Source organism: Pseudomonas sp. Sample_10 (assembly GCF_004321495.1).
In the GTDB taxonomy this organism is placed as follows: Bacteria; Pseudomonadota; Gammaproteobacteria; order Pseudomonadales; family Pseudomonadaceae; genus Aquipseudomonas.
The window spans coordinates 1-23,045 of sequence record NZ_RCOE01000236.1 but is presented as its reverse complement, the minus strand read 5'-3'; the positions used below and the strand labels follow the sequence as shown (position 1 = coordinate 23,045).

At 60.7% G+C, this 23,045-nt stretch carries 22 protein-coding genes and 1 other RNA gene; 9 read left to right on the top strand and 14 right to left on the bottom strand.

The window, feature by feature from the left end; all coding sequences use genetic code 11:
• Window positions 1–102 precede the first annotated feature (102 nt).
• Together argA and argE are read right to left on the bottom strand one after the other, a co-directional pair.
• The gene (gene argA / locus D8U18_RS23470; RefSeq protein ID WP_056854065.1) at window positions 103–1,401 is read right to left on the bottom strand and encodes an amino-acid N-acetyltransferase; all 1,299 of its coding nucleotides are present in this window, start codon (window positions 1,399–1,401) and stop codon (window positions 103–105) included.
• 232 nt (window positions 1,402–1,633) lie between these two features.
• The gene (argE, locus tag D8U18_RS23465; protein WP_131108572.1) at window positions 1,634–2,800 is read right to left on the bottom strand and encodes an acetylornithine deacetylase; all 1,167 of its coding nucleotides are present in this window, start codon (window positions 2,798–2,800) and stop codon (window positions 1,634–1,636) included.
• Window positions 2,801–3,029: 229 nt separating this feature from the next.
• Here argE and D8U18_RS23460 point away from each other — a divergent pair, with 229 nt between their 5' ends.
• Window positions 3,030–4,400, top strand: a complete 1,371-nt coding sequence (locus tag D8U18_RS23460; protein WP_056854067.1) for a CYTH domain-containing protein — start codon at window positions 3,030–3,032, stop codon at window positions 4,398–4,400.
• A gap of 118 nt (window positions 4,401–4,518) precedes the next feature.
• Here D8U18_RS23460 and D8U18_RS23450 read toward each other — a convergent pair whose 3' ends face one another.
• Window positions 4,519–4,989, bottom strand: a complete 471-nt coding sequence (locus tag D8U18_RS23450; RefSeq protein ID WP_130903839.1) for an Lrp/AsnC family transcriptional regulator — start codon at window positions 4,987–4,989, stop codon at window positions 4,519–4,521.
• A gap of 126 nt (window positions 4,990–5,115) precedes the next feature.
• Here D8U18_RS23450 and D8U18_RS23445 point away from each other — a divergent pair, with 126 nt between their 5' ends.
• The 3 genes from D8U18_RS23445 (at window position 5,116) to D8U18_RS23435 (ending at window position 7,720) form a co-directional block, all read left to right on the top strand.
• Complete coding sequence (locus tag D8U18_RS23445) at window positions 5,116–5,454, top strand: hypothetical protein (RefSeq protein ID WP_056854069.1); 339 nt, start codon at window positions 5,116–5,118, stop codon at window positions 5,452–5,454.
• A 90-nt stretch (window positions 5,455–5,544) separates the two neighbouring features.
• The gene (locus tag D8U18_RS23440; protein WP_056854070.1) at window positions 5,545–7,329 is read left to right on the top strand and encodes a GspE/PulE family protein; all 1,785 of its coding nucleotides are present in this window, start codon (window positions 5,545–5,547) and stop codon (window positions 7,327–7,329) included.
• A 73-nt stretch (window positions 7,330–7,402) separates the two neighbouring features.
• Window positions 7,403–7,720 (top strand): DUF2388 domain-containing protein, encoded by a 318-nt coding sequence (locus D8U18_RS23435; protein ID WP_056854071.1) that lies wholly within the window; start codon window positions 7,403–7,405, stop codon window positions 7,718–7,720.
• 207 nt (window positions 7,721–7,927) lie between these two features.
• Here the strand turns inward: D8U18_RS23435 and gcvP are convergent, their stop codons facing one another.
• The 10 genes from gcvP to D8U18_RS23380 form a co-directional block, all read right to left on the bottom strand.
• Window positions 7,928–10,801, bottom strand: a complete 2,874-nt coding sequence (gene gcvP, locus D8U18_RS23425) for an aminomethyl-transferring glycine dehydrogenase (RefSeq protein ID WP_130903837.1) — start codon at window positions 10,799–10,801, stop codon at window positions 7,928–7,930.
• A 258-nt stretch (window positions 10,802–11,059) separates the two neighbouring features.
• Entirely contained in the window at window positions 11,060–11,443 is a 384-nt protein-coding gene (gene gcvH / locus D8U18_RS23420) for a glycine cleavage system protein GcvH (protein WP_056854073.1), read from the bottom strand.
• 49 nt (window positions 11,444–11,492) lie between these two features.
• The gene (gene gcvT / locus D8U18_RS23415; RefSeq protein ID WP_056854074.1) at window positions 11,493–12,575 is read right to left on the bottom strand and encodes a glycine cleavage system aminomethyltransferase GcvT; all 1,083 of its coding nucleotides are present in this window, start codon (window positions 12,573–12,575) and stop codon (window positions 11,493–11,495) included.
• Window positions 12,576–12,731: 156 nt separating this feature from the next.
• The gene (locus tag D8U18_RS23410) at window positions 12,732–14,348 is read right to left on the bottom strand and encodes an iron ABC transporter permease (protein ID WP_131108571.1); all 1,617 of its coding nucleotides are present in this window, start codon (window positions 14,346–14,348) and stop codon (window positions 12,732–12,734) included.
• Window positions 14,349–14,505: 157 nt separating this feature from the next.
• A complete protein-coding gene (locus tag D8U18_RS23405; protein WP_131108569.1) occupies window positions 14,506–15,510 on the bottom strand; it encodes an extracellular solute-binding protein in 1,005 nt (334 codons plus the stop codon).
• Between the two features lie 205 nt (window positions 15,511–15,715).
• A complete protein-coding gene (locus D8U18_RS23400; RefSeq protein WP_177435055.1) occupies window positions 15,716–16,933 on the bottom strand; it encodes a 2-octaprenyl-3-methyl-6-methoxy-1,4-benzoquinol hydroxylase in 1,218 nt (405 codons plus the stop codon).
• A 9-nt stretch (window positions 16,934–16,942) separates the two neighbouring features.
• Complete coding sequence (locus tag D8U18_RS23395; protein ID WP_056854078.1) at window positions 16,943–17,428, bottom strand: DUF4442 domain-containing protein; 486 nt, start codon at window positions 17,426–17,428, stop codon at window positions 16,943–16,945.
• Complete coding sequence (ubiH, locus tag D8U18_RS23390; protein ID WP_056854079.1) at window positions 17,421–18,608, bottom strand: 2-octaprenyl-6-methoxyphenyl hydroxylase; 1,188 nt, start codon at window positions 18,606–18,608, stop codon at window positions 17,421–17,423. Before ubiH ends, D8U18_RS23395 begins: the two co-directional genes overlap by 8 nt.
• On the bottom strand, window positions 18,605–19,939 hold the full coding sequence (pepP, locus tag D8U18_RS23385; protein ID WP_131108565.1) for a Xaa-Pro aminopeptidase: 1,335 nt from the start codon (window positions 19,937–19,939) through the stop codon (window positions 18,605–18,607). Before pepP ends, ubiH begins: the two co-directional genes overlap by 4 nt.
• Window positions 19,940–19,965: 26 nt before the next feature.
• Window positions 19,966–20,523: a YecA family protein gene (locus D8U18_RS23380; protein ID WP_056854081.1), complete on the bottom strand. Its 558-nt coding sequence runs from the start codon at window positions 20,521–20,523 to the stop codon at window positions 19,966–19,968.
• A gap of 206 nt (window positions 20,524–20,729) precedes the next feature.
• Between D8U18_RS23380 and D8U18_RS23375 the strand changes: the two genes are divergently transcribed.
• The 4 genes from D8U18_RS23375 to D8U18_RS23360 all read left to right on the top strand — a co-directional run bounded on the left by D8U18_RS23375 (window position 20,730) and on the right by D8U18_RS23360 (window position 22,153).
• Window positions 20,730–20,939, top strand: a complete 210-nt coding sequence (locus tag D8U18_RS23375) for a TIGR02449 family protein (protein ID WP_007982902.1) — start codon at window positions 20,730–20,732, stop codon at window positions 20,937–20,939.
• The gene (locus tag D8U18_RS23370; RefSeq protein WP_008055229.1) at window positions 20,936–21,253 is read left to right on the top strand and encodes a cell division protein ZapA; all 318 of its coding nucleotides are present in this window, start codon (window positions 20,936–20,938) and stop codon (window positions 21,251–21,253) included. The genes D8U18_RS23375 and D8U18_RS23370 overlap by 4 nt, the downstream gene beginning before the upstream one ends.
• Window positions 21,254–21,283: 30 nt before the next feature.
• Window positions 21,284–21,462: non-coding RNA, 6S RNA (gene ssrS / locus D8U18_RS23365), on the top strand.
• An 85-nt stretch (window positions 21,463–21,547) separates the two neighbouring features.
• Window positions 21,548–22,153: a 5-formyltetrahydrofolate cyclo-ligase gene (locus tag D8U18_RS23360; protein WP_056854082.1), complete on the top strand. Its 606-nt coding sequence runs from the start codon at window positions 21,548–21,550 to the stop codon at window positions 22,151–22,153.
• A gap of 35 nt (window positions 22,154–22,188) precedes the next feature.
• On the opposite strand, the gene D8U18_RS28805 is transcribed toward D8U18_RS23360, so the two are convergent.
• Window positions 22,189–22,344 (bottom strand): hypothetical protein, encoded by a 156-nt coding sequence (locus tag D8U18_RS28805; protein ID WP_008048702.1) that lies wholly within the window; start codon window positions 22,342–22,344, stop codon window positions 22,189–22,191.
• Between the two features lie 197 nt (window positions 22,345–22,541).
• On the opposite strand from D8U18_RS28805, the gene D8U18_RS23355 reads away from it, so the two are divergent.
• Window positions 22,542–22,991, top strand: a complete 450-nt coding sequence (locus D8U18_RS23355) for an EVE domain-containing protein (RefSeq protein ID WP_056854083.1) — start codon at window positions 22,542–22,544, stop codon at window positions 22,989–22,991.
• Window positions 22,992–23,045 lie beyond the last annotated feature (54 nt).

Here is a 23,045-nt window from a genome sequence, read left to right as displayed (position 1 = left end):
AGTTGGCGAAATCATATCGCCCTTAAGAGGTGTCCGGAATTATTAGGCCAGTTCATTCGGCCTCCAGCGGGAGCAAGCTCCCTCGCCACAAAAGCGAGAGCGTCAAAGGGCTTTTTCGAAAATCTTCGAGTTACGCTGGTAGTTGTACAGCGACGCCCGGGCCGACGGCAGGCGATCAACGCTGCTCGGTACAAAACCACGCTCGCGGAACCAGTGCGCAGTGCGGGTGGTTAGCACGAACAACGTCTTCAGGCCTTGGGCACGGGCGCGGGTTTCAATGCGTTCCAGCAGTTCATCGCCGCGACCGCCGTGACGGTATTCCGGGTTGACGGCCAGGCACGCGAGCTCACCGGCATCCGAGTCGGCAATCTGATACAGCGCCGCGCACGCGATGATCATGCCCTCGCGCTCGACCACGCTGAATTGCTCGATCTCGCGCTCCAGCACCTCACGCGAACGCCGCACCAGAATGCCCTGTTCTTCCAGCGGGCTGATCAAATCCAGCAAACCGCCGACGTCCTCGATGGCCGCTTCACGTACCACCTCGAATTGCTCCTGGGCCACCAGCGTACCGCCACCGTCACGGGTGAACAGTTCGGTCAGCAATGCACCATCTTCGGCATAACTGACGATATGGCTGCGCGCCACGCCGCCACGGCAGGCTTCAGCGGCGGCATCCAGCAGCTCTGCCTGGTAGTTGCTGCCCAGTCGCTGCAAATGCGCCGGCACTTGCTGTGGACGCAGTTCGCGCACCAGACGCCCGTGCTCATCGATCAGGCCCTTCTCCTCGCCGAACAGCAACAGCTTGTCGGCGCCGAGGTCGATGGCCGCACGTGTTGCGACATCTTCACAAGCGAGGTTGAAAATTTCACCGGTCGGCGAATAACCCAACGGCGACAGCAGCACGATGGAGCGCTCGTCCAGCAGGCGATTGATGCCCTTGCGGTCAACCCGGCGCACTTCACCGGTGTGGTGATAATCGACGCCTTCCAGCACGCCGATTGGCCGGGCGGTCACCAGGTTGCCGCTGGCAACCCGCAGGCGCGAGCCCTGCATCGGCGAGGATGCCATGTCCATGGACAGCCGCGCCTCGATGGCGATGCGCAACTGGCCCACCGCATCGATCACGCACTCCAGCGTCGCGGCATCGGTGATGCGCATGCCGTGGTGGTAATGCGGGGTCAGGCCGCGCGCGGCGAGGCGCGCTTCGATTTGCGGACGGGAGCCGTGAACCAGCACCAGTCGCACACCCAGGCTGTGCAACAGCACCAGGTCGTGGACGATATTGCCGAAGTTGGGGTGCTCGACACCGTCGCCGGGCAGCATGACGACAAAGGTGCAATCGCGGTGGGCGTTGATGTAAGGCGAAGCGTGACGAAGCCAATTGACGTATTCGGGCATGAACCTGGGCCTGTAATAAATAGCAGCCGAAAAAAGGGCGAAACAGAAAACGCACAGCGGGCTGATGGTTATCGTCGGAACAGGCTTGGCGACACGCGCGCTCTCCTCATGAATACGGGTTGGGATACCGGCAATTTATACATGAAACCTGTAGGAGCTGGCTTGCTGGCGATGCAAGCGCTGCGGTTCTTCAGATGAACCGCGTCATCGTTTATCGCCAGCAAGCCGGCTCCTACAGGTTGTGTTTCGTTTGGGCCGGAGTCAGGCAGTAATGTTCAATCAACTGACGTAATAGATGCACCGTAGGCTGCAAACGTGACATTTCAAGGTATTCCCCCGGCTGGTGGGCGCAGGCGATATCGCCCGGGCCGAGTACCAGTGTCTCGCAGCCAAGGTGCTGAAGATAAGGCGCTTCTGTGCCGAACGCCACTGCTTCGGCGCCATGGCCGGTGAGCTTTTCGGCAATGCGCACCAATTCGGCATCTTCAGCCTGCTCGAAGGGCGGCACTTCAGGGAACAGCGGCGCGTAATCGATTTTCACCTGATGCCGCTCGGCAATCGGGTTGAGCTTCTGCAGGATCGCCGCGCGCAGGGCTTTGGGGTCCATGCCCGGTAGCGGCCGCAGATCGAACTCCAGCGAGCATTGCCCGCAGATGCGATTGGGGTTGTCGCCGCCATGGATGCAGCCGAAATTCATCGTCGGCGTCGGCACGCTGAACTGTGGGTTGCGAAATTCACGCTGCCACGACAGGCGCAGGCCGCGCAGTTCGCCAATGGCGTCGTGCATGGCCTCGAGCGCACTATGGCCCAGGCGCGGGTCCGAGGAATGGCCGCTTTGCCCGAGTATGTCGATGCGCTCCATCATGATGCCTTTGTGCATGCGGATCGGCTTGAGCCCGGTCGGCTCGCCGATGACCGCGGCACGCCCCAGCGGCCGCCCGGCGGCTGCCAGCGCGCGGGCGCCGGACATCGAGCTTTCTTCATCGCACGTGGCGAGGATCAGCAGCGGTTGCTTGAACGGCTGATCGAGCAACGGCTTGACGGCTTCGATGGCCAAGGCGAAAAAGCCTTTCATGTCACAACTGCCGAGCCCGACCCAACGACCATCGACTTCAGTCAGCTTCAATGGGTCGGTCTGCCACAACGCGCCATCGAACGGCACGGTGTCGCTGTGACCGGCCAGCACCAACCCACCGGGACCGGAGCCATAACTGGCCAGCAGATTGAATTTGCCCGGGCTGACCTGCTGGATATCGCAGGCGAAGCCAAGATCATCGAGCCACGCGGCCAGCAGGTCGATCACCGGGCGATTGGATTGATCGAGGCTGGCCTGGGTGCAACTGACGGACGGTGCAGCAATCAGCGCAGCGAATTGATCTTTCATGGACGGCAAAGGCATCGCTGACTCCAACTCGCAAATTGAAGACCATCATAGAACCATCCGGCGACAGGAATAAACCGTCGCACGGCGGGCAGGGTCTGTTGGCGCTTGGTGACGAGCCAAGGGAGGGCCGTCGCGGCCGTCACCAAGCGTCAACAGACCCTATCTTGGTCGAGTCCTGTACACTGCACGACCTTGGCAGCCACCTATTCCCCCGGCTGCGCTCCCGATCCTGGATTTTCCGGCCATGCAGAAAGAAACCGAAATCAAACTCCGCGTCAGCCGCGAAACCCTCGCCGCCCTGCGCGAGCACCCTCTTCTTAAAAAACGCAACAAAAGTGGCTGGGAACGCCGTGAGTTGATGAATCAATACTTCGACACCCCGGAGCGCGATCTGGCCCGGGCCAAAGTCGCCCTGCGCCTGCGCAAGGATGGCGAAGAAGTGATCCAGACCCTCAAAACCCGCGGCCAAAGCATTGCCGGTCTGTCCGAGCGTAACGAGTACGACTGGAACCTGCCCAAAGCCAAGCTCGACCTGAAGAAACTCGACGGCGAATGCTGGCCCGAGGAACTGGCCGAACTGGACAAGAAAACCCTGAAGCCGATCTTCACCACCGACTTCGTCCGCGAACGTGCAGAAATCGCCTGGGGCCGTGGCAAGACCAAAGTGGTTATCGAAGCCGCTCTGGATCTGGGCCACGTCGTGGTCGGCAAACAGAAAGAAGAAATCTGCGAGCTGGAACTGGAACTGCGCGAAGGCGAGCCGGCCGCATTGCTGGAACTGGCCGCCGAGCTGGCCGAGAAACTGGCGCTGATGCCTTGCGATATCAGCAAGGCCGAGCGCGGTTATCGCCTGTACGACGCCCACAGCTATTCGCTGAGCCTGCCGGCGCCGCAGATCACCGCCGAAACCCCGCTGGACGACGCGTTCGCCGCGCTGAGCTGGCATTTGCTGGGCAGCAGCCAGCGTCTGGCCGAGCAGTATCGCTTCAACGGTCATTGGCGCCTGCTGCAGGACTGGGTCGAGTGCCTGGCTGAAATGCGCGCGCTGATCAGCAGCCTCGGGCAAGCCGCCCCGCGTCAGTCGACCCACGACCTGCGCGTCGCGCTCGATGCCTTGCTGGAAGACTGGCGTCCGCTGGTTCAGGCCGGTCTCGAGGATGAAGACGTGCGCAAAGCCGCGCCGGAGCAATTCCTCGAGGAACTGGAAGACCCGCGTTGGGGCCTGTTCTCCCTGACCACTTCACGCTGGTTGCTGGCCCGCACCTGGACCGCCGAGCGCAACACCCGCGGCAATCGTCAGGGCGCTGCGCAATTGGGCAGCTGGTTGCCACGGTTGCTGGGCGAAGAAGCCACTTCCTTGCAATTGCAGCGTTACCAGCAACAGCCGGAAGATCTGGCTGAACAGCTGCCGCGCATCGAGCGCATCCAGGTCTGGTTGCACCATGCGCGCAACGTACTGGAGGTCCCGGAAATGGACCGCCTGTACGGCGAGCTGAACAAACTGGCGCAACTGGCCAACGAACCGACGATCACCGATGAATTGCTCGATGCGCGCAAGCAGCAGGCGATTGCGGTTTATCAGAACCGTGCCTGGAAGATGCTCCTGCGCATGTAACCCTGTGGCGAGGGAGCTTGCTCCCGCTGGAGGCCGAAGGACTCCCCATTCCGGCAAACGCCGGTTTTGGGGTCGCTTCGCAACCCAACGGGAGCAAGCTCCCTCGCCACAAAGGCAATCACCGCACCACCGGCAAACAGGTGGTCGACTTGATCTCCGATAACGCCACAACCGAGTTCACTTCCTGAATCCCCGGCACCAGCGACAGCTTCTCGAAAAAGAAGCGCTCATACGCTTCGATGTCCGCCGCGACGATCCGCAGCATGAAGTCCACAGCCCCCATCAGCACATAACACTCCAGCACCTCGGGAAAACCGCGAATCGCCTCGGTGAATTCGGTGAAGTTCGATCGCCCGTGGGCGTTGAGTTTTACCTGGGCAAATATCTGCGTGTTCAGGCCGATTTTCTTGCGATCCAGCAACGTCACCTGGGCACGAATGATCCCCTCGTCCTTCATACGCTGAATTCGCCGCCAGCACGGTGACTGCGAGAGTCCCACCTGCTCAGCGATCTGCGCACTGGAGAGCGAAGCGTCTTCTTGCAGCAACGCGAGAATCTTGCGGTCGTAGCTGTCCAACTCAACCTGCATAAAAATACCCCATACCGCTTTGTAAACGAATTGATTGATTCGACATAACCGTCTTTCGCTCAATCATAGAGAAGAAATACCCGGCAACGGATGTAAAAATTTCTCCATGTTTTTTGGAGTCCGACCATGCCGCATCTCGAAGCCGTGAACACTTTTCCCATCCGCGCCGACGTCTGGAATGCCGGCAATGCCCACTGCCGTGTGCACTACCAATTGCTGGCCGAAGCCGAACCGGACTTGTTGTGCCGCGCACTCAACCTGTTTGCGCTGCAATGCCTCACGCCGGACCAGGTCAACGTGCAGCGCCAGCACGACCTGCTGGCCATCGAGATCGTCATGGACGGATTGAGCTGGCACCGCGCCAAGGTCATTGCACAAAAACTTCGTAACCTGATCAGCGTCTGCTCGGTTGAGTTGCGAACCGTCGATTCAGCCTGGGTTGAGCCGGCTCAAGCGACTGGCTGAAAAGACCGGATACGCCTTCGTCGGGTAGTGGCCCAACGGTCTGCGGAGCCGCGGCTATCCTTTGCGGACTGTTGTCCAAAAGGAGCCCGCATGTCCGTTCAACTCTCAATTCAGGACCGCTGGCTGGATCTCAATGATGTGCTGCGCGAGCTGGTCGCCCAAGGTTTTATCAACCAGGATTCTGCCGAGCAGGCACTCAATGCCCGTCGCCGCCATGCCGCACAGGGCCAGATGCACCCGCTGGAATTCATCGCCAGCCAACAACTGGACGACCTCAGCCGTCCGGGCAAGCATCTTGATCTGGAAAACCTGACCCTGTGGCTGTCCCAGCAGGCCGGCCAGCCTTACCTGCGTATCGACCCGTTGAAAATCAACGTCGCCGCCGTTACGCCGTTGATGTCCTACGCCTTCGCCCAGCGTCACAAGATCCTGGCGGTGGCCATCGACCGCGACGCCGTGACGGTCGCCAGCGCGCAGCCGTACGTCAACGGCTGGGAGGCCGACCTGACCCATGTACTGAAGCTGCCGATCAAACGCGTGGTGGCCAACCCCGTGGATATCCAGCGTTTCAGCGTTGAGTTCTTTCGCCTGGCCAAGTCGGTCACCGGGGCCAACAACGCCGATCAGCAGGTCAATACCCTGGGCAACTTCGAACAATTGCTCAACCTTGGCGCCAGCGACCAGGAGCCGGACGCCAACGACGCGCACATCGTCAACATCGTCGACTGGTTGTTCCAGTACGCCTTCCAGCAGCGCGCCAGCGATATCCATATCGAACCCCGGCGCGAGCAGGGCACGGTGCGTTTTCGCATCGATGGCGTGTTGCACAACGTCTACCAATTTCCTCCGCAAGTGACCATGGCCATCGTCAGTCGCCTGAAAAGCCTGGGGCGGATGAACGTTGCGGAAAAGCGCAAACCCCAGGATGGCCGGGTGAAGACCAAGACCCCGGACGGCGGGGAAGTCGAACTGCGGCTTTCGACCCTGCCGACAGCCTTCGGCGAAAAAATGGTGATGCGGATCTTTGACCCCGAAGTGCTGCTGAAGGATTTCGACCAGCTGGGTTTTTCCGCAGACGACCTGCGCCGCTGGCAAGACATGACCCGCCAACCCAACGGCATCATTCTGGTCACCGGGCCGACCGGTTCGGGCAAGACCACCACGCTCTACACCACGCTGAAAAAACTGGCGACGCCTGAGGTCAACCTCTGCACCATCGAAGACCCGATTGAAATGGTCGAACCGGCGTTCAACCAGATGCAGGTCCAGCACAACATCGACCTGACGTTCGCCGCCGGCGTGCGCGCGCTGATGCGGCAAGACCCGGACATCATCATGATCGGCGAGATCCGCGACCTGGAAACTGCCGAAATGGCCATTCAAGCTGCCCTCACCGGCCACTTGGTGCTGTCGACGCTGCACACCAACGATGCACCCAGCGCCATCAGCCGTTTGCTGGAACTCGGCGTGCCGCACTACCTGATCAAAGCCACGGTCCTCGGCGTCATGGCCCAGCGGTTGGTGCGGACCTTGTGCCCGCACTGCAAGGCACCACAAGCCTTGAACGAAGAGGACTGGCAAACCCTGACCCGGCCCTGGCAGGCGCCGTTGCCCGGTAACGCTCAACGCGCCATCGGTTGCCTGGAATGCCGCGACACTGGTTATCACGGGCGAGCGGGCGTCTACGAAATCATGCAGCTCAGCGATGGCATCAAATCCCTGATCAACCCGGACACCGACTTGCTGGCGGTGCGGCGACAGGCGTTCAAGGAGGGCATGCGCAGCTTGCGATTGTCGGGGGCGCAGAAAGTGGCGGCGGGTTTGACCACCGTCGAAGAAGTCTTGCGCGTGACGCCGCAGAGCGAGCAGAAGTAGGCGGGCGGTGATGGAACTGGATGGGGCGATGACGATCCAACCCCGTAGTTAAAAACCCAGTGGAGTCACCCCTATGCGTTTCAAATTTGCTGTCGCCACCATCGCCCTGTTGTCCCTGCCAGTCGGTTCGGCGATGGCTGATAGCTTTTGGCGTAATGTCATTTCGTCCGGTGCGACCACCGCTTCGACCTACCTGACCTTCAAGGATCACAAACTGATCGTCGCCGCCCAGGACGATGCCGGCAGCTTCGTTGCCAGCGACGGCGGCATCCGCGGCCCGTACCTGGAAGCGGCCATGCAGAAAGTCCGCGCCGACAACCCGGGCCTGCAGGCTACGGATATGGAACTGGCGAATGCGATTCTGGCGAAGAATGCCGTGGCTGCCGAATAAGCCCGGTTGCTGAACAAAAAATGCCGCTCAAATGAGCGGCATTTTTTTGCCTGCACAAAACCTGATTTTACGACAGATCCCTGTGGGAGCGGGCTTGCCCGGGAAGGGGTCTTCAGCTTCAACATCTGCATCGACTGTAAATCCGCCATCGCGGGCAAGTCGAATCGTCGCACCGCCGCTCCCACAGGGTTAGCTGTGATCGAACAATTAGCGGTAATCATCCACCGGCACACACGCGCAAAACAGATTCCGGTCCCCGTAGACATTGTCCACCCGGTTCACCACCGGCCAGTACTTGTGGGCCTTGGTATGCGCGTCCGGCGTAACTGCTTGCTCGATGCTGTAGGGCCGTTCCCAGATCCCGGTGACATCGGCCAGCGTATGCGGTGCGCGCTTCAAGGGATTATCTTCGGCCGGCCAGTTGCCATTCTGCACTTCGGTAATCTCTGCGCGAATACTCAGCATTGCCCCGATGAAGCGGTCCAGCTCGGCTTTCGATTCGCTTTCCGTAGGCTCGACCATCAACGTCCCCGGCACCGGAAACGACATGGTGGGTGCGTGGAAGCCATAGTCCATGAGGCGCTTGGCAACGTCTTCCTCACTGATGCCTGTCAGCGCCTTCAAAGGTCGCAGGTCGAGAATGCATTCGTGAGCCACCCGCTCGTTGCGCCCGGTGTAGAGCACCGGGAACGCGCCGGACAAATGCCGCGCCAGGTAATTCGCCGCCAGGATCGCCACTTCGCTGGCGTCGGCCAGTTGCGGCCCCATCATGGCGATGTACATCCAGCTGATCGGCAGGATACTCGCGCTGCCCCACGGCGCTGCGCTGACCGCGCCGTTCTGTGCCAGCGGTCCGTCGATGGGCACCACCGGATGGTTGGCCACGAACGGCGCCAGATGCGCGCGCACGCCTATAGGCCCCATGCCCGGCCCGCCGCCGCCGTGGGGAATGCAGAAGGTCTTGTGCAGGTTCATGTGGGACACGTCGGCGCCAATGTCTGCCGGCCGCGCCAATCCGACCTGTGCATTGAGGTTGGCGCCGTCCATGTACACCTGGCCGCCGTGCTGGTGGATCACCGCGCAGATCTCGCTGATGCCTTCCTCGTACACGCCATGGGTCGAAGGATACGTCGCCATCAGGCAAGAGAGTTTGTCTGCGGCGTCTGCCGCTTTTTCCTTCAAGTCCTCCAGATCGACGTTGCCGGCCTCATCGCATTCAACGATCACCACGCGCATCCCGGCCATCTGCGCCGACGCCGGGTTGGTGCCATGGGCCGATGATGGAATCAGGCAGATATCGCGTCCACCCTGCTGGCGGCTCTCGTGGTATTTGCGGATCGCCAGCAATCCCGCGTACTCGCCCTGGGCGCCCGAGTTGGGTTGCATGCAGATCGCATCGAAACCGGTGATCGCGCAGAGCCAGCGCTCCAGCTCCTCGATCATCAACGAATAACCGACCGCCTGCTCTTTAGGTGCGAACGGATGCAGATTGGCAAACTGCGGCCAGGTGATCGGGATCATCTCGCTGGTGGCGTTGAGCTTCATGGTGCACGAGCCCAGTGGAATCATCGACTGATTGAGCGCCAGATCCTTGTTTTCCAGCTGCTTGAGGTAACGCAACATTTCGGTTTCGCTGTGATGGGCGCTAAACACCGGATGTTGCAGATAAGGCGTAGTGCGTAAAAGGCCGGCCGGTATGCCGCAAGCCAGCGTTTGTGTGTCCAGTTCGTCGACGTCGAGCCCATGATCGGCTCCCAGAAACACATCGAACAGTTTTGCCACCGTGGTTTCGTCACAACTTTCGTCGAGGCTCAAACCCAACCGCCCACGCCCCAGGATGCGCAGGTTGATCTGTGCGGCCACGGCGCTTTCGATAATTGCCGTTTGGGTGCCACCGACGTCCAGCGTCAGCGTGTCGAAGAACTGCTGGTTCAGGCGCTTGATGCCCTTGCGCTCAAGGCCCTCGGCGAGAATACAGGTCAGTCGATGCACACGCTGGGCAATGCGCTTGAGCCCTTCCGGCCCGTGGTAGACCGCATAGAAACTGGCAATGTTGGCCAGCAACACCTGGGCCGTGCAAATGTTGGAGTTGGCTTTCTCGCGACGAATGTGTTGCTCGCGGGTTTGCAGGGCCATGCGCAGGGCGACGTTACCCCGGGCATCTTTCGACACGCCGATGATCCGCCCGGGAATCGCTCGCTTGTATTCGTCGCGGCTGGCAAAGAACGCCGCATGCGGCCCGCCGTAGCCCATGGGCACGCCGAAGCGCTGGGACGAACCGAACACTACGTCGGCACCCAATTCTCCCGGCGGGGTCAGCAACAGCAGGCTCAGCAGATCCGTGGCGACACAGGCCAGCGCCTGTTGGGCATGCAGGTGATCGATCAAGGGGCGCAGGTCGCGGATCTCGCCGTGGGTGTCGGGATATTGCAGCAGCGCGCCGAACACCTGGTGCTGCTTCAAGTTATCCACAGCATCGATGATCAGATCGAAACCGAAGCCTTCGGCGCGGGTCTGCACCACGGAAATGGTCTGCGGATGGCAGTTTTCATCGACGAAGAACAGATTGCTTTTCGATTTGGCAACGCGTTTGGCCAGGGCCATGGCTTCCGCCGCGGCGGTCGCTTCGTCCAGCAGTGAGGCGTTGGCCAATTCCAGCCCCGTGAGATCGATGGTCAGTTGCTGGAAGTTCAACAGCGCTTCGAGCCGGCCCTGAGCGATCTCCGGTTGATAAGGCGTGTAAGCGGTGTACCAGCCGGGATTTTCCAGCACGTTGCGCAAGATGACCGTCGGCGTGAGCGTGCCGTGATAGCCCATGCCGATCAGGCTGGTCCAGACCTGATTCTGCTCGGCATATCCCCGCAGCTTCGCCAGCGCCGCTTCTTCGTCCAGTGCCGGTGGCAGATCAAGCGCCCGATTCAGGCGAATTCCCGGCGGCACAGTCTGTTCGATCAGCTCGACCCGGCTGCCAAGACCGAGGCTGTCGAGCATCGCCTGCTGCTCGGCGGCATCCGGCCCGAGGTGGCGGCGAAGAAAGGCATTGGGGTCGCGTAACTGGCTCAGGGACGGCAACTGGGACATGACGGGCTCTCTCTTGGCTGGCGCTCAGCGTCGATGCAACACGGTCAAACCAGCATAGCAGCCGATGTCGGACACGATTCTTTGGAAAACCCTGTGGGAGCAAAGCTTGCTCGCGATAGCGGTAGATCAACCTATAAATGTTGAATGTGAGGCCCTCATCGCGAGCAAGCTCGCTCCCACAAAAAAGCAGGTATCGCGAAAGTTGTCAGGCATGAAAAAGCCCCGACAGGTCGGGGCTTTGGGGTGACGCTTGAAGGCTTACTCGCCGATGGCAGCCTTGTAACCGGCGGCATCGAGCAGGTTGTCCAGGTCAGCGCTGTTGCCTGGCTTGAGCTTGAAGATCCAGGCGCCGTACGGATCGGAGTTGAGCAGTTCCGGGTTGGCGCTCAGCTCTTCGTTCACGGCAATCACTTCACCGGCAATCGGCGAATAGATGTCGGAAGCGGCTTTCACCGATTCAACGACACCGGCCTGATCTTGCGCGGCAAACACGTTGCCGACTTCGGTCAATTCGACAAACACCACATCACCCAGCGCTTCCTGCGCGTGATCGCTGATGCCCACGGTGACGGTGCCATCGGCTTCCAGACGTGCCCATTCGTGACTTTCGGCAAAACGCAGGTCGGCAGGAATATCGCTCATGTTCAGTTCCTCAGGAAAATTGTCGGCGGTCCAAGCCCGCCGGAAAAGATTAGATCAAGGTTTTGCCATGGCGTACGAAGGTCGGTTTGACCACTCGAACCGGGTACCACTTGCCACGGATTTCCACTTCTGCGCGGTCGGCAGTTGCCATCGGCACGCGCGCCAGTGCAATCGACTTGCTAAGCGTAGGAGAGAAACTACCACTGGTGATCTCCCCTTCGCCAACATCAGCGATGCGGACCACTTGATGCGCGCGCAAAACGCCGCGTTCCTCAAGGACCAGCCCCACCAGTTTGTGCTGAATTCCTCCAGCCTGTTCCGCCTCCAGTGCCTTGCGGCCGACGAACTGGCGCGAGGTCGGTTCCCAGGCAATGCTCCAGGCCATGTTGGAGGCCAGCGGTGAAACGTCTTGATTGATGTCCTGGCCGTAGAGGTTCATCCCGGCCTCGACCCGCAAGGTGTCACGTGCGCCCAGCCCGATCGGGGAAATACCCGCCCCGACCAGATCGTTGAAGAATCCCGGCGCCTGATCGGCCGGCAAGATAATTTCCAGACCGTCTTCACCGGTGTAGCCGGTACGCGCAATGAACCAGTCACCGTCGGGCTGACCTTCAAAAGGCTTGAGCAGCTGAATCAGATTGCCGCGGGACTGGTTCACCAGTTCGGCAATCTTGTGCCGGGCATGCGGCCCCTGAATGGCCAGCATCGCCAGTTCGGCCCGTTCGTTGAGCTGTACATCGAAGCCGTCGAGATGCGCCTGCATCCACGCCATGTCCTGATCGCGCGTCGAGGCGTTGACCACCAGGCGATAACCCTCATCGAGGCGGTAGACGATCATGTCGTCAACGATGCCGCCACGTTCATTGAGCATGGCGCTGTACAACGCACGGCCGGAGCTGTGCAGGCGTTCGACGTCGTTGGCCAGCAGGTGCTGCAGCCAGGCCTTGGCCTGGGGGCCGCTGACATCGATCACGGTCATGTGGGATACATCGAAGACACCGCAATCGCGGCGCACCTCATGGTGTTCCTCGACCTGCGATCCATAATGCAGAGGCATATCCCAACCGCCAAAATCGACCATCTTCGCGCCGAGGGCGAGATGAAGGTCATACAGAGGCGTACGCTGTCCCATGGGTTTCTCCTTCCGGGCGTGGCGAAGGTGCGGGCGAGTGATAAACCGTCTGAAAACCTTGAAATCAAAGGCTTCCAGCCGATTTTTACTACCTTGTCTGTCAGACGGACCGCACCGAATGCCGCGCATTGTAGCCGCAAGGTGTAGGACTGGCACCTAGCTGTTTCGATGCGCCGAACGTCGTATCAATCCGATAACCGGTAGCAGCCCGACCAAAACCAGGGTCAAGGCCGGTAACGACGCCCTCGCCCACTCACCCTCACTGGTCATTTCGAAGATTCGCACTGCCAGCGTATCCCAGCCAAACGGGCGCATCAGGAGGGTCGCGGGCATTTCCTTGAGCACGTCGACAAACACCAGCAGCGCCGCACTCAACGAACCGGGCAGCAACAACGGCAGATACACTTTGAAAAACAGTCGCGGCCCACTGACACCCAGGCTACGTGCCGCTTCGGGCAAAGATGGCCGTATACGCGCCAGACTGCTTTCCAGCGGCCCATAAGCCACGGCAATGAAACGCACCAGATAGGCCAGCAACAGCGCTGCCAGACTGCCCAGCAGCAGTGGCTTGCCGGCTCCGCCGAACCAGCCGGAGAGTGGAATCACCAGCTCACGGTCCAGATAACTGAACGCCAGCATGATCGACACCGCCAGCACCGAACCGGGCAATGCATAACCCAGATTGGCCAGACTGACACCTGCGCGGATGCCCTGCGTCGGCGCCAAGCGTCGGGCAAACGCCAGGACCAACGCGACACTGACAGTGACCAACGCCGCCATCGCGCCCAGGTACAGCGTGTGGACGATCAGACCGGTATAACGCTCATCGAGATCGAAGCGCCCGCGCTGCCAGAACCACACCAACAGTTGCAGCACAGGGATGACGAAGGCGCAGGCGAATACCAGACCGCACCAGCCGGTGGCCAGCAGCGCTTTGATTCCATGCAGGTGATACAGCGCCTTGACCCGTGGCCGTTCATTGCTCGCCCGATTGGCACCACGGGCACGCCGCTCGCCGTACAGCACCACCATCACCACCAGCAGGAGCAGGCTGGCCAGTTGCGCGGCGCTGGACAGGCTGAAAAAGCCATACCAGGTCTTGTAGATGGCGGTGGTGAAGGTGTCGAAGTTGAACACCGACACGGCACCGAAATCCGCCAGGGTTTCCATCAGCGCCAATGCCACACCCGCGCCAATGGCAGGACGCGCCATGGGCATGGCCACCCGCCAGAACGCCTGCCAGGGCGATTGCCCCAGCACCCGAGCAGCCTCCATCAAGCCTTTGCCCTGAGCCAGGAATGCCGTGCGCGCCAACAGGTAAACATAGGGGTAGAACACCAGCACCAAAACCACAATCACCCCACCCGTGGAACGCACGCGCGGCAGGTGCAGCCCGGTGCCGAACCACTCACGCAACAGGGTTTGCACCGGGCCGGCGAAATCCAGCAGGCCGACAAAGACGAACGCCAGCACGTAGGCGGGAATCGCAAAGGGCAGCATCAAGGCCCAGTCCAGCCAGCGCCTGCCGGGGAACTCGCAAAGGCTGGTGAGCCAGGCCAGGCTCACACCGAGCACCGTCACGCCGACACCAACGCCAAGCACCAGGGTCAGGGTGTTGCCCAACAACCGCGGCATCTGGGTTTCCCAGAGATGGGACCAGATCTGCTGATCGATGGTTTGCCAGGACAACAGCAACACGCTCAAGGGCAACAGGACCAGCGCAGCGATGGCGAAGACCAGGGGATACCAGCGGCGTTGGGCGGGGTGGGCCAAGGAAAACTCTCGTTTAAATGATTGTGCCCACGCTTTGCGTGGGCACACATCTTGTGACGCTCTGCGTCACGCTTCGACGCGAAGCGTCGGTGGATGCATTCCCACGCAGAGCGTGGGAACGATCAGTGCCGTAAAGGCGCGCAGTATAAAGGTAACGTCAATTCCAGCCAGCCCGATCCATCATCCGGATTGCCTCAGCCTGACGCTTGCCCGCGACTTCCACCGGCAAGGTATCGGCAATGAACTTGCCCCACGCCGCCACTTCTGCGGATGGCTGAACCGACGGGTTGGCCGGGAACTCCTGGTTCACATCGGCAAAGATTTTCTGCGCTTCAGGCGTGGTCATCCACTCCACCAGGGCCTTGGCGGCTTCCGGGTGCGGCGCGTGTTTGGTCAGGCCGATACCCGACAGGTTGACGTGCACGCCACGGTCCGCCTGGTTCGGCCAGAACAGCTTCACCGGCAGATCAGGTTTTTGCTTGTGCAGGCGACCGTAGTAGTAGGTGTTGACGATGCCCACATCGCATTGGCCGGCGTTGATGGCTTCGAGAACGGCGACGTCATCGGAGAATACGTCGGTGGACAGGTTGTTGACCCAGCCCTTGAGGATCTTCTCGGTTTTCTCGGCGCCGTGCACTTCGATCATGGTGGCAGTCAGGGACTGGTTGTAGACCTTCTTTGCCGTGCGCAGGCACAGGCGACCTTCCCAGTTCTTGTCGGCCAGCGCTTCGTAGGTGGTCAACTCGCCCGGCTTCACCCGCTCGGTGGAGTAGGCGATGGTCCGCGCGCGCAAGCTCAGGCCGGTCCAGGCATGGGAAGCTGCGCGATATTGCAGCGGGATATTGGCGTCGATGGTTTTCGAGGTGAACGGCTGGAGAATGCCCATCTGCTCGGCCTGCCAGAGGTTGCCGGCATCAACGGTCAGCAGCAGGTCGGCTGTGGCGTTCTCGCCCTCGGCCTTGATCCGCTGCATCAGCGGCGCTTCCTTGTCGGTGATGAACTTCACCTTCACACCGGTTTTTGCAGTGTAGGCATCGAAGACTGGCTTGATGAGCTCGTCGATACGCGAGGAGTAGACAACCACCTCGTCGGCGGCCTGGGCGGCAGTGCTGCCAATCAGAGTCAGGGCCAGTGCGGTCAGTAGACGCTTCGGTGCCAACATGGGAGCGGTCTCTCGATTGAAAAAGTGAGACCAAATGATAAGGACTCACATTTAGCTTCTCAATCGAACAGTTCGCGGAGGCGTTACCAGATGTTGCATAGGCGACGTTGTTGGAAAATGTGCCGACGCCTTCGCGGGCAAGCCTCACTCCTACCAGTGCGTGTCGATTTGCTTGCCCGCGAACAGGCCACAGGCCATCAATATCTCAGGCCTTGGCCAGCGCCGGCAGATCCCCGATCAAACCCAGCGCTTCGCGCACAAACAGCGCCTTGGCCTCCGGCATCTGGTCAACCAGCTTCAGCCCGGTATTACGCAACCAGCGCACCGGCAACGGATCGGCCTGGAACAGTCGCTCGAAGCCTTCCATCGCCGCCATCAGCGCCAGGTTATGCGGCATGCGGCGACGTTCATAGCGGCTGAGTACCTTCACATCCGCCAGACGCTCGCCACGGCTCGCCGCTTGCAACAACACTTCGGCCAGTACGGCGGCGTCGAGGAAACCAAGATTCACGCCCTGCCCGGCCAACGGGTGAATGGTGTGGGCCGCATCGCCAATCAGCGCCAGGCCTTCAGCTACATAACGCTTGGCATGCCGCTGACGCAGTGGCACGCACAGACGCGGGTCGGCATTGAGCACGGTCCCTAGCCGACCTTCGAAGGCTCGCTCCAGCTCGCGGCAGAACACCTCGTCATCCAGCGCCATCAGGCGTTCGGCTTCACTCGGGGTAGTCGACCAGACGATCGAACACCAGTCGTGCTGGCCATCACGCTCCAACGGCAAAAACGCCAACGGGCCGTTGTCGGTAAAGCGCTGCCAGGCTGTCGATTGATGGTTTTTCGAACTGCGCACGCTGGTGACGATGGCGTGATGCAAATAATCCCACTCCCGCGTCACCACGCCCGTCAGGCGCCGCACTGCCGAATTGGCGCCATCCGCCGCGATCACCAGAGGCGCACGCAACGTGCGGCCGTCGGCCAGGGTCAGCAGCCAATCGTCGCCGGAACGACGCATCTGCTCCAGACGCGCGTTGGCCAGCATGCCTAAATCACAATCGTGCAAGCGGTCGAGCAAGGCGTCCTGCACCACGCGGTTCTCAACGATGTGTCCCAGCACCTCGGCATGCACGCTGGCTGCCGAGAAGTGGATCTGCCCGGTACCGCTGCCATCCCAGACGTGCATGTCGCTATAGGGACTGCTGCGCCTGCTGACGATGCCGTCCCACACACCCAGGCGCTCGAGAATCCGCTGGCTGGCGATGGACAGCGCACTCACCCGTGGTTCGAACGGGGCTTGGGCGTCAAACGGTTTGACGCTCATCGGACTGCCGTCGAGCAGCAGGACTTCCAGCCCGCTGTCCTGCAACGCCAGCGCCAGGGCACTGCCGACCATTCCGGCTCCGACAATCAGCAGATCTGCGCGCATTTCCATGCTTTAAGCCTGTCTCGCTTGCGGCTTGAGCCGCACGTAAAGGGTTTTTCCGACACGCGCCACCAGGTGGCCGGCGCCGTCATGAATATCGACCTGCAATTGCGGCAGGTATTTTTCGCCACCCGCCGTCTGTCGCCGGATCTCGTCGAGCAACGTGTCGTCGATGTTGAAACGGGCGAACACCGGGCCTTTGCCCGGCGCGATGAAATCGATGTCCGCCGCCTTGTCCCAGACGATGTAGTTGCGCCCCAGGTTCTCCATCAGCATCAGCATGAAGAACGGGTCGACCATCGAATACAGGCTGCCACCAAACTGGGTGCCGACGTAATTGCGGTTGTACCAGCTCAAGCCCATGGAGACCTGGATGTCGCGAAAGTCATCGCTGATATGCCGCACGCGCACGCCAGCGCCGAGGTACGGCGGATAGAAGCTCATGAATCGGCGCATCAGTCGCGCCTTGCCGAACGTGCGAGTCAGCCACTTAAACATCAGGGCGAGTACCCAGGCCCATGGCCTGTCGGGCGAACCAGCGTTTGGCCGGCGGCAGCAGATCCAGACCGAGCAATCCGAGATTGCGCCCCAACGAAACCAGTGGCTGGGTGCTGCCGAACAGGCGCGTGACCTGATCGGAGAAACCGACGGTGAGGTTCTGATCCAGGCGCTGACGTTCGCGATAAGCCTGCAAGGTCGCGAAGTGGCCCAATGGCTGCTCGCTGGCGAGCAATGCATCGGCCAGTGCCTGGGCATCACGCAGCGACAGGTTGAAACCCTGTCCGGCAATCGGGTGCAGGCTATGGGCGGCATTGCCGAGCACCGCCAAGTGCGAGCGTACCTGTTCCTCGGCCTCGACCAGCGACAAAGGATACAAATGCCGAGCGCCAACCTGCTTCAACGTGCCCAAGCGATAACCGAACACGCCCTGCAACTCGCTGAGAAAACTGCGTTCATCCAATGCAGCCAAGCGTTGCGCGTCCATCCCCAAACGGGTCCAGACCAATGCGCAGCGGTTGTCCGGCAGCGGCAGCAACGCCATCGGGCCATCGTCGGTAAACCGCTCGAACGCCATGCCGTTGTGGGCTTCACTCGGGGTGATGTTGGCGATCAGCGCGCTCTGGTTGTACGGGCGCTTTCGAATGCCGATGCCCAATTGCTCGCGCAGCCCGGAGCGGCCGCCATCGGCCAACACGGCGAGGTCGCATTCCAGTGTGGTTTCGTCATTGAGGATCAGGCGATAGCCATCGGTGAGCGGCTCCATGCGGGTGACTTCGGCCGGGCACCGCCAACTGATGACGTCTTTGTCCAGGCCTTGCCACAGGCACTGGCCGAGCCAGGCGTTTTCCACCACGTAACCCAACGCCGGCACACCTTCCTCCATGGCCGACAGCCGCGCCGTGGAAAAACGCCCACGGTCGGAGACGTGAATCTGTTTGATCGGTTCGGCGCGGCGGGAAATCTCCTGCCAAACGCCGAGGCGCTGATAAATCTGCCGTGCACCAAAGGACAAGGCCGTGGAGCGCGCGTCATAACTTGGCTGATACGAATCGCCGGGCGCGAAGGGCTCGATCAGGACGATCTTCCAGCCCCGAGCCTTGGCCCCGGCCTGTAGCGCCAACGCCAGGCTGGCACCGACCAGGCCACCACCGATGATTGCCAGATTGACTCGACTCATGCCGCTTGTGTCCGCGCTTGCGCCATCAAAGCCTCGATTTCAGCCACTGTTTTCGGTACGCCCTTGGTGAGGATTTCACAGCCGTTTTTGGTGACCACTACGTCGTCCTCGATGCGCACGCCAATGCCGCGCCATTTTTTCGCCACGCTCTGATTGTCCGGGGCGATGTAAATCCCCGGCTCTACCGTCAACGCCATGCCGACTTCCAGCACACGCCATTCGCCACCGACCTTGTATTCGCCGACGTCATGCACATCCATTCCCAGCCAGTGACCGGCGCGGTGCATGTAAAACGCCTTGTAGGCTTCACTGGCGATCAACTCTTCGACATTACCCTGCAACAAACCCAATTCGATCAGGCCGGTGGTAATCACCCGCACAGTGGCCTCGTGGGCCTGATTCCAGTGTTTATTCGGTGCGATCTCTGCAAACGCGGCTTCCTGGGCGGCCAACACCAGTTCGTAGATCGCCTTCTGCTCTGCGGAATACTTGCCGTTGACCGGCCAGGTGCGGGTGATGTCGCTGGCGTAGCAGTCGATTTCGCAGCCGGCGTCGATCAGCACCAGATCGCCGTCCTTGAGCACGGCGTCATTCTGCTGGTAATGCAGGATGCAGCTGTTGCGTCCAGAGGCAACGATCGAACCGTAGGCCGGCATCTTCGCCCCACCCTTGCGGAATTCGTAATCGAGTTCGGCTTCAAGGCTGAACTCGTATAAGCCGGCACGGCTGGTCTGCATGGCACGGACATGCGCCTGGGCGGAAATCCGTGCGGCCTCGCGCATCACCTTCACTTCTGCCGCCGATTTATACAGGCGCATGTCATGCAGCAGATGATCCAGGGCAACGAATTCGTTCGGTGGCTGGGCGCCGAGATTGGCCTTGGAGCGGATCACGTTGATCCAGTCCATCAAGTGCCGGTCGAATTCCGGGTTGCTGCCCATGGCCGAATACACCCGGTCACGACCTTCGATCAGGCCGGGCAAAATGTCGTCGATATCGGTAATCGGAAAGGCGTCGTCGGCGCCGAAGTCGCGAATCGCACCCTCCTGGCCGGCACGCAGGCCATCCCACAACTCACGTTCGGCGTTGCGTTCGCGGCAGAACAGAATGTACTCGCCATGCACGCGGCCTGGCATCAACACCAGTACCGCCTGAGGCTCGGGAAAACCGCTGAGGTACTGGAAGTCGCTGTCCTGACGGTAGACGTGCTCGACGTCGCGGTTGCGGATAGCGACCGCGGCGGCGGGCAGGATGGCGATGCTGTTGGGTTCCATCTGCGCCATCAAGGCCTTGCGGCGACGGCTGTATTCCGATTTCGGGATATGGATCATGGGCAGATGGCGTTCCCTGGCTTTGATCAGTGCAGCGACGGTTTGGCGGCAGCCGCCGCGTCTTTCTTGGTTTCCGAGAACAGCAGCAGCGGCGCGACACGCAGGTATTCCATGACTTCCATGTAGTCGGTTTCGCCGTCTTCGGACTCTTCCAGGGCATCCTGCACCTGGGAAATCGCTGCCAGATCCTGCAACACCTCGGTGGCCTCGGTGCTCAGGGCGCTGCTGTCACGGCAGTTCAGGCCGAACCCGCTGAGGAAGCCCTGGCACCACTGGCCCAACGCAGCGGCGCGGTCGGTAAGCGGAGCATCGTCGGTCGGCAGCAACAGGACGACGGTCACGTCATCGCCGGTGAGCTCGCCCTTGACCATCTCTTGCAGGCCGATCAAGGCGTTGCGTACGTTGTCCTGCGGCTCGTTTTCGAGCAGTTCGGCGGCGTCGATCAGCCAGCCTTCGGCATCGAAACCGGCACCCGCGCAGCTGCGGCCGAGCAACAGGCCGTGCAGTTCGGCAGGCGAGACATTGTGACCGCTGGAAGTCAGCAGGGTGGCGAAGGCTTGGTACGGGGAATTCTGAATGGTCATGGGCAGCTAGGCGCCAGACGGCGCTATGTCTAGAATGAAGGCCTTGTATCCTACATCGACTCCTCTGTAGGAGCGAGCCTGCCGAATCGTCGCACCGTCGCGATGGCCGCCAACGATTACGCTGGGTACCTGACACCCGCGGCGTTCTCGGGTTCATCGCGAGCAGGCTCGCTCCTACAGTTCAACCCCATCAGACAGTGAAGACAATGGAAGACACCGACCTGCAAGCGCTGATGGCCAGACTCGAACTGCTGATTACCCGAGTCGAGCAACTTAAGAGCCAAAACGGACTCTTACTAGCTCAGGAAAAGACCTGGCGCGAGGAACGCGCTCACCTCATTGAAAAAAACGAAATCGCCCGGCGTAAGGTCGAATCGATGATTTCGCGCCTCAAGGCCCTGGAGCAAGACTCATGAGTTCAAGCAATAGCGTCACCGTGCAGATCCTCGACAAAGAGTATTCGATCATCTGCCCCCAGGAAGAGCGCAGCAACCTGGTGAGCGCCGCCCGCTATCTGGACGGCAAGATGCGCGAGATTCGCAGCAGCGGCAAAGTTATCGGTGCCGACCGTATTGCCGTGATGGCTGCGCTGAACATCACCCACGACCTGCTGCACAAGGAAGAGCGCCCGGATATCCAGGCCAGCGGCTCGACCCGTGAACAGGTACGTGACCTGCTCGATCGCGTCGATCTGGTGCTCGCGACCGATCCGGACGTCACCAAAGGCTGATTCGCGCCACCGCTTGCGGTATACTCCGATCACTCCCTGGGGTGCTTGCCAGTTGGCGATGTCCCTGAGCCGATTTGCTATACCCTGGAGGTTGCACGTTGGGCTGGTGTGCATGTCCGCTAGACGGAAAGCCTTAAAGCCTACTGCATCTTCCACCTTGAACTTTCGGGTTCAAGGGCTAAGTCGACAGCGGTACATCCGGGGAGCCTGATTCCAGTCCGATGCCGGTTTGAATACCGGCATCGGCGTTTTTATGGGTACCATTTGCGTACCCATACTGCTGAAGCCGATTCCATGACCGAACCTGCTTTGCTTCCCCGCCCGCAACTTCGACGCTTGCTGCGCAAGGCCCGCCGCGCATTGACGCCCAGTCAACAGCGCGCGGCAGCTCGCGGGCTGTACAGGCAATTGGCTCAGCAACCGCTGTTTCGCCGCGCAAAACACATCTCTCTTTACCTGCCCACCGACGGTGAAATTGACCCGCGACTGCTGCTGCGTGCGGCTCAACGTCGAGGCAAGGCCACCTATCTGCCGGTACTCAGCGCCTGGCCGCGAACCAAAATGGTTTTCCAGCGCATCCGCCCCGGTGAAAAGCTCAAGCCCAACCGCTTTCGGATACTCGAACCCCGGCACAACCTTGCCCGGCAACGCAAAGTCTGGGCGCTGGATCTGGTGCTGCTGCCATTAGTGGGTTTTGACGATGTCGGCGGACGCCTGGGCATGGGCGGCGGTTTCTACGATCGAAGCCTGGCCTACCTGGCGCGTCGCAATGACTGGCGCAAGCCGACACTGCTGGGGCTGGCCCATGAATGTCAGAAGGTCGAGCGCCTGGCTCAAGCGAGCTGGGATGTGCCGCTGCAAGGAACGGTAACGGACAAGGCCTGGTATTACGCGGGCTAGACGCCACTGGCGTCAGCGGCGTCGAAAAGACAGGATCAGCGCTTGAACGCAGTCGACTGTTGCTGCAACTGGGCTACTTCGACCGGCGCGTCGGTCTTGTTGGCCCACAGGCTTTGGGCATAGCCAGTGGTCACGACGCCAAGGCCGAACAAAATGACCAAAATCCATAGTAAATCCGGTTTGCGTTTCATCGATTGCCCCCCAAAGGCATATCAACACGATGACAGCAGCGGTTTCCGTTTTGTAGGCCGTGCAGCAGCGTCAAGCTCTAAAGGCCGGCATTTTGCGGCAACGTGAACCGCTGCGCAAATGCTGGCGTCAACCGACTGTCGGTTTGTCATAAAATTGCCCGACAACCTGCCCACTCACCTCGCAAGGAACAAAAAACATGGCCTATTGGCTGATGAAATCCGAGCCCGACGAACTCTCGATCAAAGGCCTGGAGAAGCTTGGCAGAGCGCGCTGGGATGGGGTCCGCAACTATCAGGCGCGAAATTTCCTGCGGGCCATGGCGGTGGGGGACGAGTTTTTCTTCTATCACTCCAGCTGCCCGGAACCAGGGATCGCCGGGATCGGCAAGATAGTCGAAGCCGCGTATCCAGACCCGACGGCGCTGGAGCCTGAAAGTCATTACTACGACCCCAAGGCAACCACGGAAAAAAACGCCTGGAGTGCAATTGACGTAGAACATATCAAGACGTTTTCCAAGGTCTTGAAGCTCGATTACCTGAAGCAGCAGACGGCACTGGCCGAAATGCCGCTGGTGCAGAAAGGATCGCGGCTGTCGGTGATGCCGGTGACGCCGGAGCAGTGGGCGGCGGTGATTGCGCTTCTGTAGGAGCACGGCTTGCCGGCGATGGCGGTCTTGAGTGCGCTATCGCGAGCAAGCTTT

Bases quoted from the DNA above. Each gene is read 5' to 3' on its own strand.
- argA (WP_056854065.1), bottom strand. From the start codon at position 1,401: ATGCCCGAATACGTCAATTGGCTTCGTCACGCTTCGCCTTACATCAAC.
- argE (WP_131108572.1), bottom strand. From the start codon at position 2,800: ATGCCTTTGCCGTCCATGAAAGATCAATTCGCTGCGCTGATTGCTGCA.
- D8U18_RS23460 (WP_056854067.1), top strand. From the start codon at position 3,030: ATGCAGAAAGAAACCGAAATCAAACTCCGCGTCAGCCGCGAAACCCTC.
- D8U18_RS23450 (WP_130903839.1), bottom strand. From the start codon at position 4,989: ATGCAGGTTGAGTTGGACAGCTACGACCGCAAGATTCTCGCGTTGCTG.
- D8U18_RS23445 (WP_056854069.1), top strand. From the start codon at position 5,116: ATGCCGCATCTCGAAGCCGTGAACACTTTTCCCATCCGCGCCGACGTC.
- D8U18_RS23440 (WP_056854070.1), top strand. From the start codon at position 5,545: ATGTCCGTTCAACTCTCAATTCAGGACCGCTGGCTGGATCTCAATGAT.
- D8U18_RS23435 (WP_056854071.1), top strand. From the start codon at position 7,403: ATGCGTTTCAAATTTGCTGTCGCCACCATCGCCCTGTTGTCCCTGCCA.
- gcvP (WP_130903837.1), bottom strand. From the start codon at position 10,801: ATGTCCCAGTTGCCGTCCCTGAGCCAGTTACGCGACCCCAATGCCTTT.
- gcvH (WP_056854073.1), bottom strand. From the start codon at position 11,443: ATGAGCGATATTCCTGCCGACCTGCGTTTTGCCGAAAGTCACGAATGG.
- gcvT (WP_056854074.1), bottom strand. From the start codon at position 12,575: ATGGGACAGCGTACGCCTCTGTATGACCTTCATCTCGCCCTCGGCGCG.
- D8U18_RS23405 (WP_131108569.1), bottom strand. From the start codon at position 15,510: ATGTTGGCACCGAAGCGTCTACTGACCGCACTGGCCCTGACTCTGATT.
- D8U18_RS23400 (WP_177435055.1), bottom strand. From the start codon at position 16,933: ATGCGCGCAGATCTGCTGATTGTCGGAGCCGGAATGGTCGGCAGTGCC.
- D8U18_RS23395 (WP_056854078.1), bottom strand. From the start codon at position 17,428: ATGTTTAAGTGGCTGACTCGCACGTTCGGCAAGGCGCGACTGATGCGC.
- ubiH (WP_056854079.1), bottom strand. From the start codon at position 18,608: ATGAGTCGAGTCAATCTGGCAATCATCGGTGGTGGCCTGGTCGGTGCC.
- pepP (WP_131108565.1), bottom strand. From the start codon at position 19,939: ATGATCCATATCCCGAAATCGGAATACAGCCGTCGCCGCAAGGCCTTG.
- D8U18_RS23380 (WP_056854081.1), bottom strand. From the start codon at position 20,523: ATGACCATTCAGAATTCCCCGTACCAAGCCTTCGCCACCCTGCTGACT.
- D8U18_RS23375 (WP_007982902.1), top strand. From the start codon at position 20,730: ATGGAAGACACCGACCTGCAAGCGCTGATGGCCAGACTCGAACTGCTG.
- D8U18_RS23370 (WP_008055229.1), top strand. From the start codon at position 20,936: ATGAGTTCAAGCAATAGCGTCACCGTGCAGATCCTCGACAAAGAGTAT.
- D8U18_RS23360 (WP_056854082.1), top strand. From the start codon at position 21,548: ATGACCGAACCTGCTTTGCTTCCCCGCCCGCAACTTCGACGCTTGCTG.
- D8U18_RS28805 (WP_008048702.1), bottom strand. From the start codon at position 22,344: ATGAAACGCAAACCGGATTTACTATGGATTTTGGTCATTTTGTTCGGC.
- D8U18_RS23355 (WP_056854083.1), top strand. From the start codon at position 22,542: ATGGCCTATTGGCTGATGAAATCCGAGCCCGACGAACTCTCGATCAAA.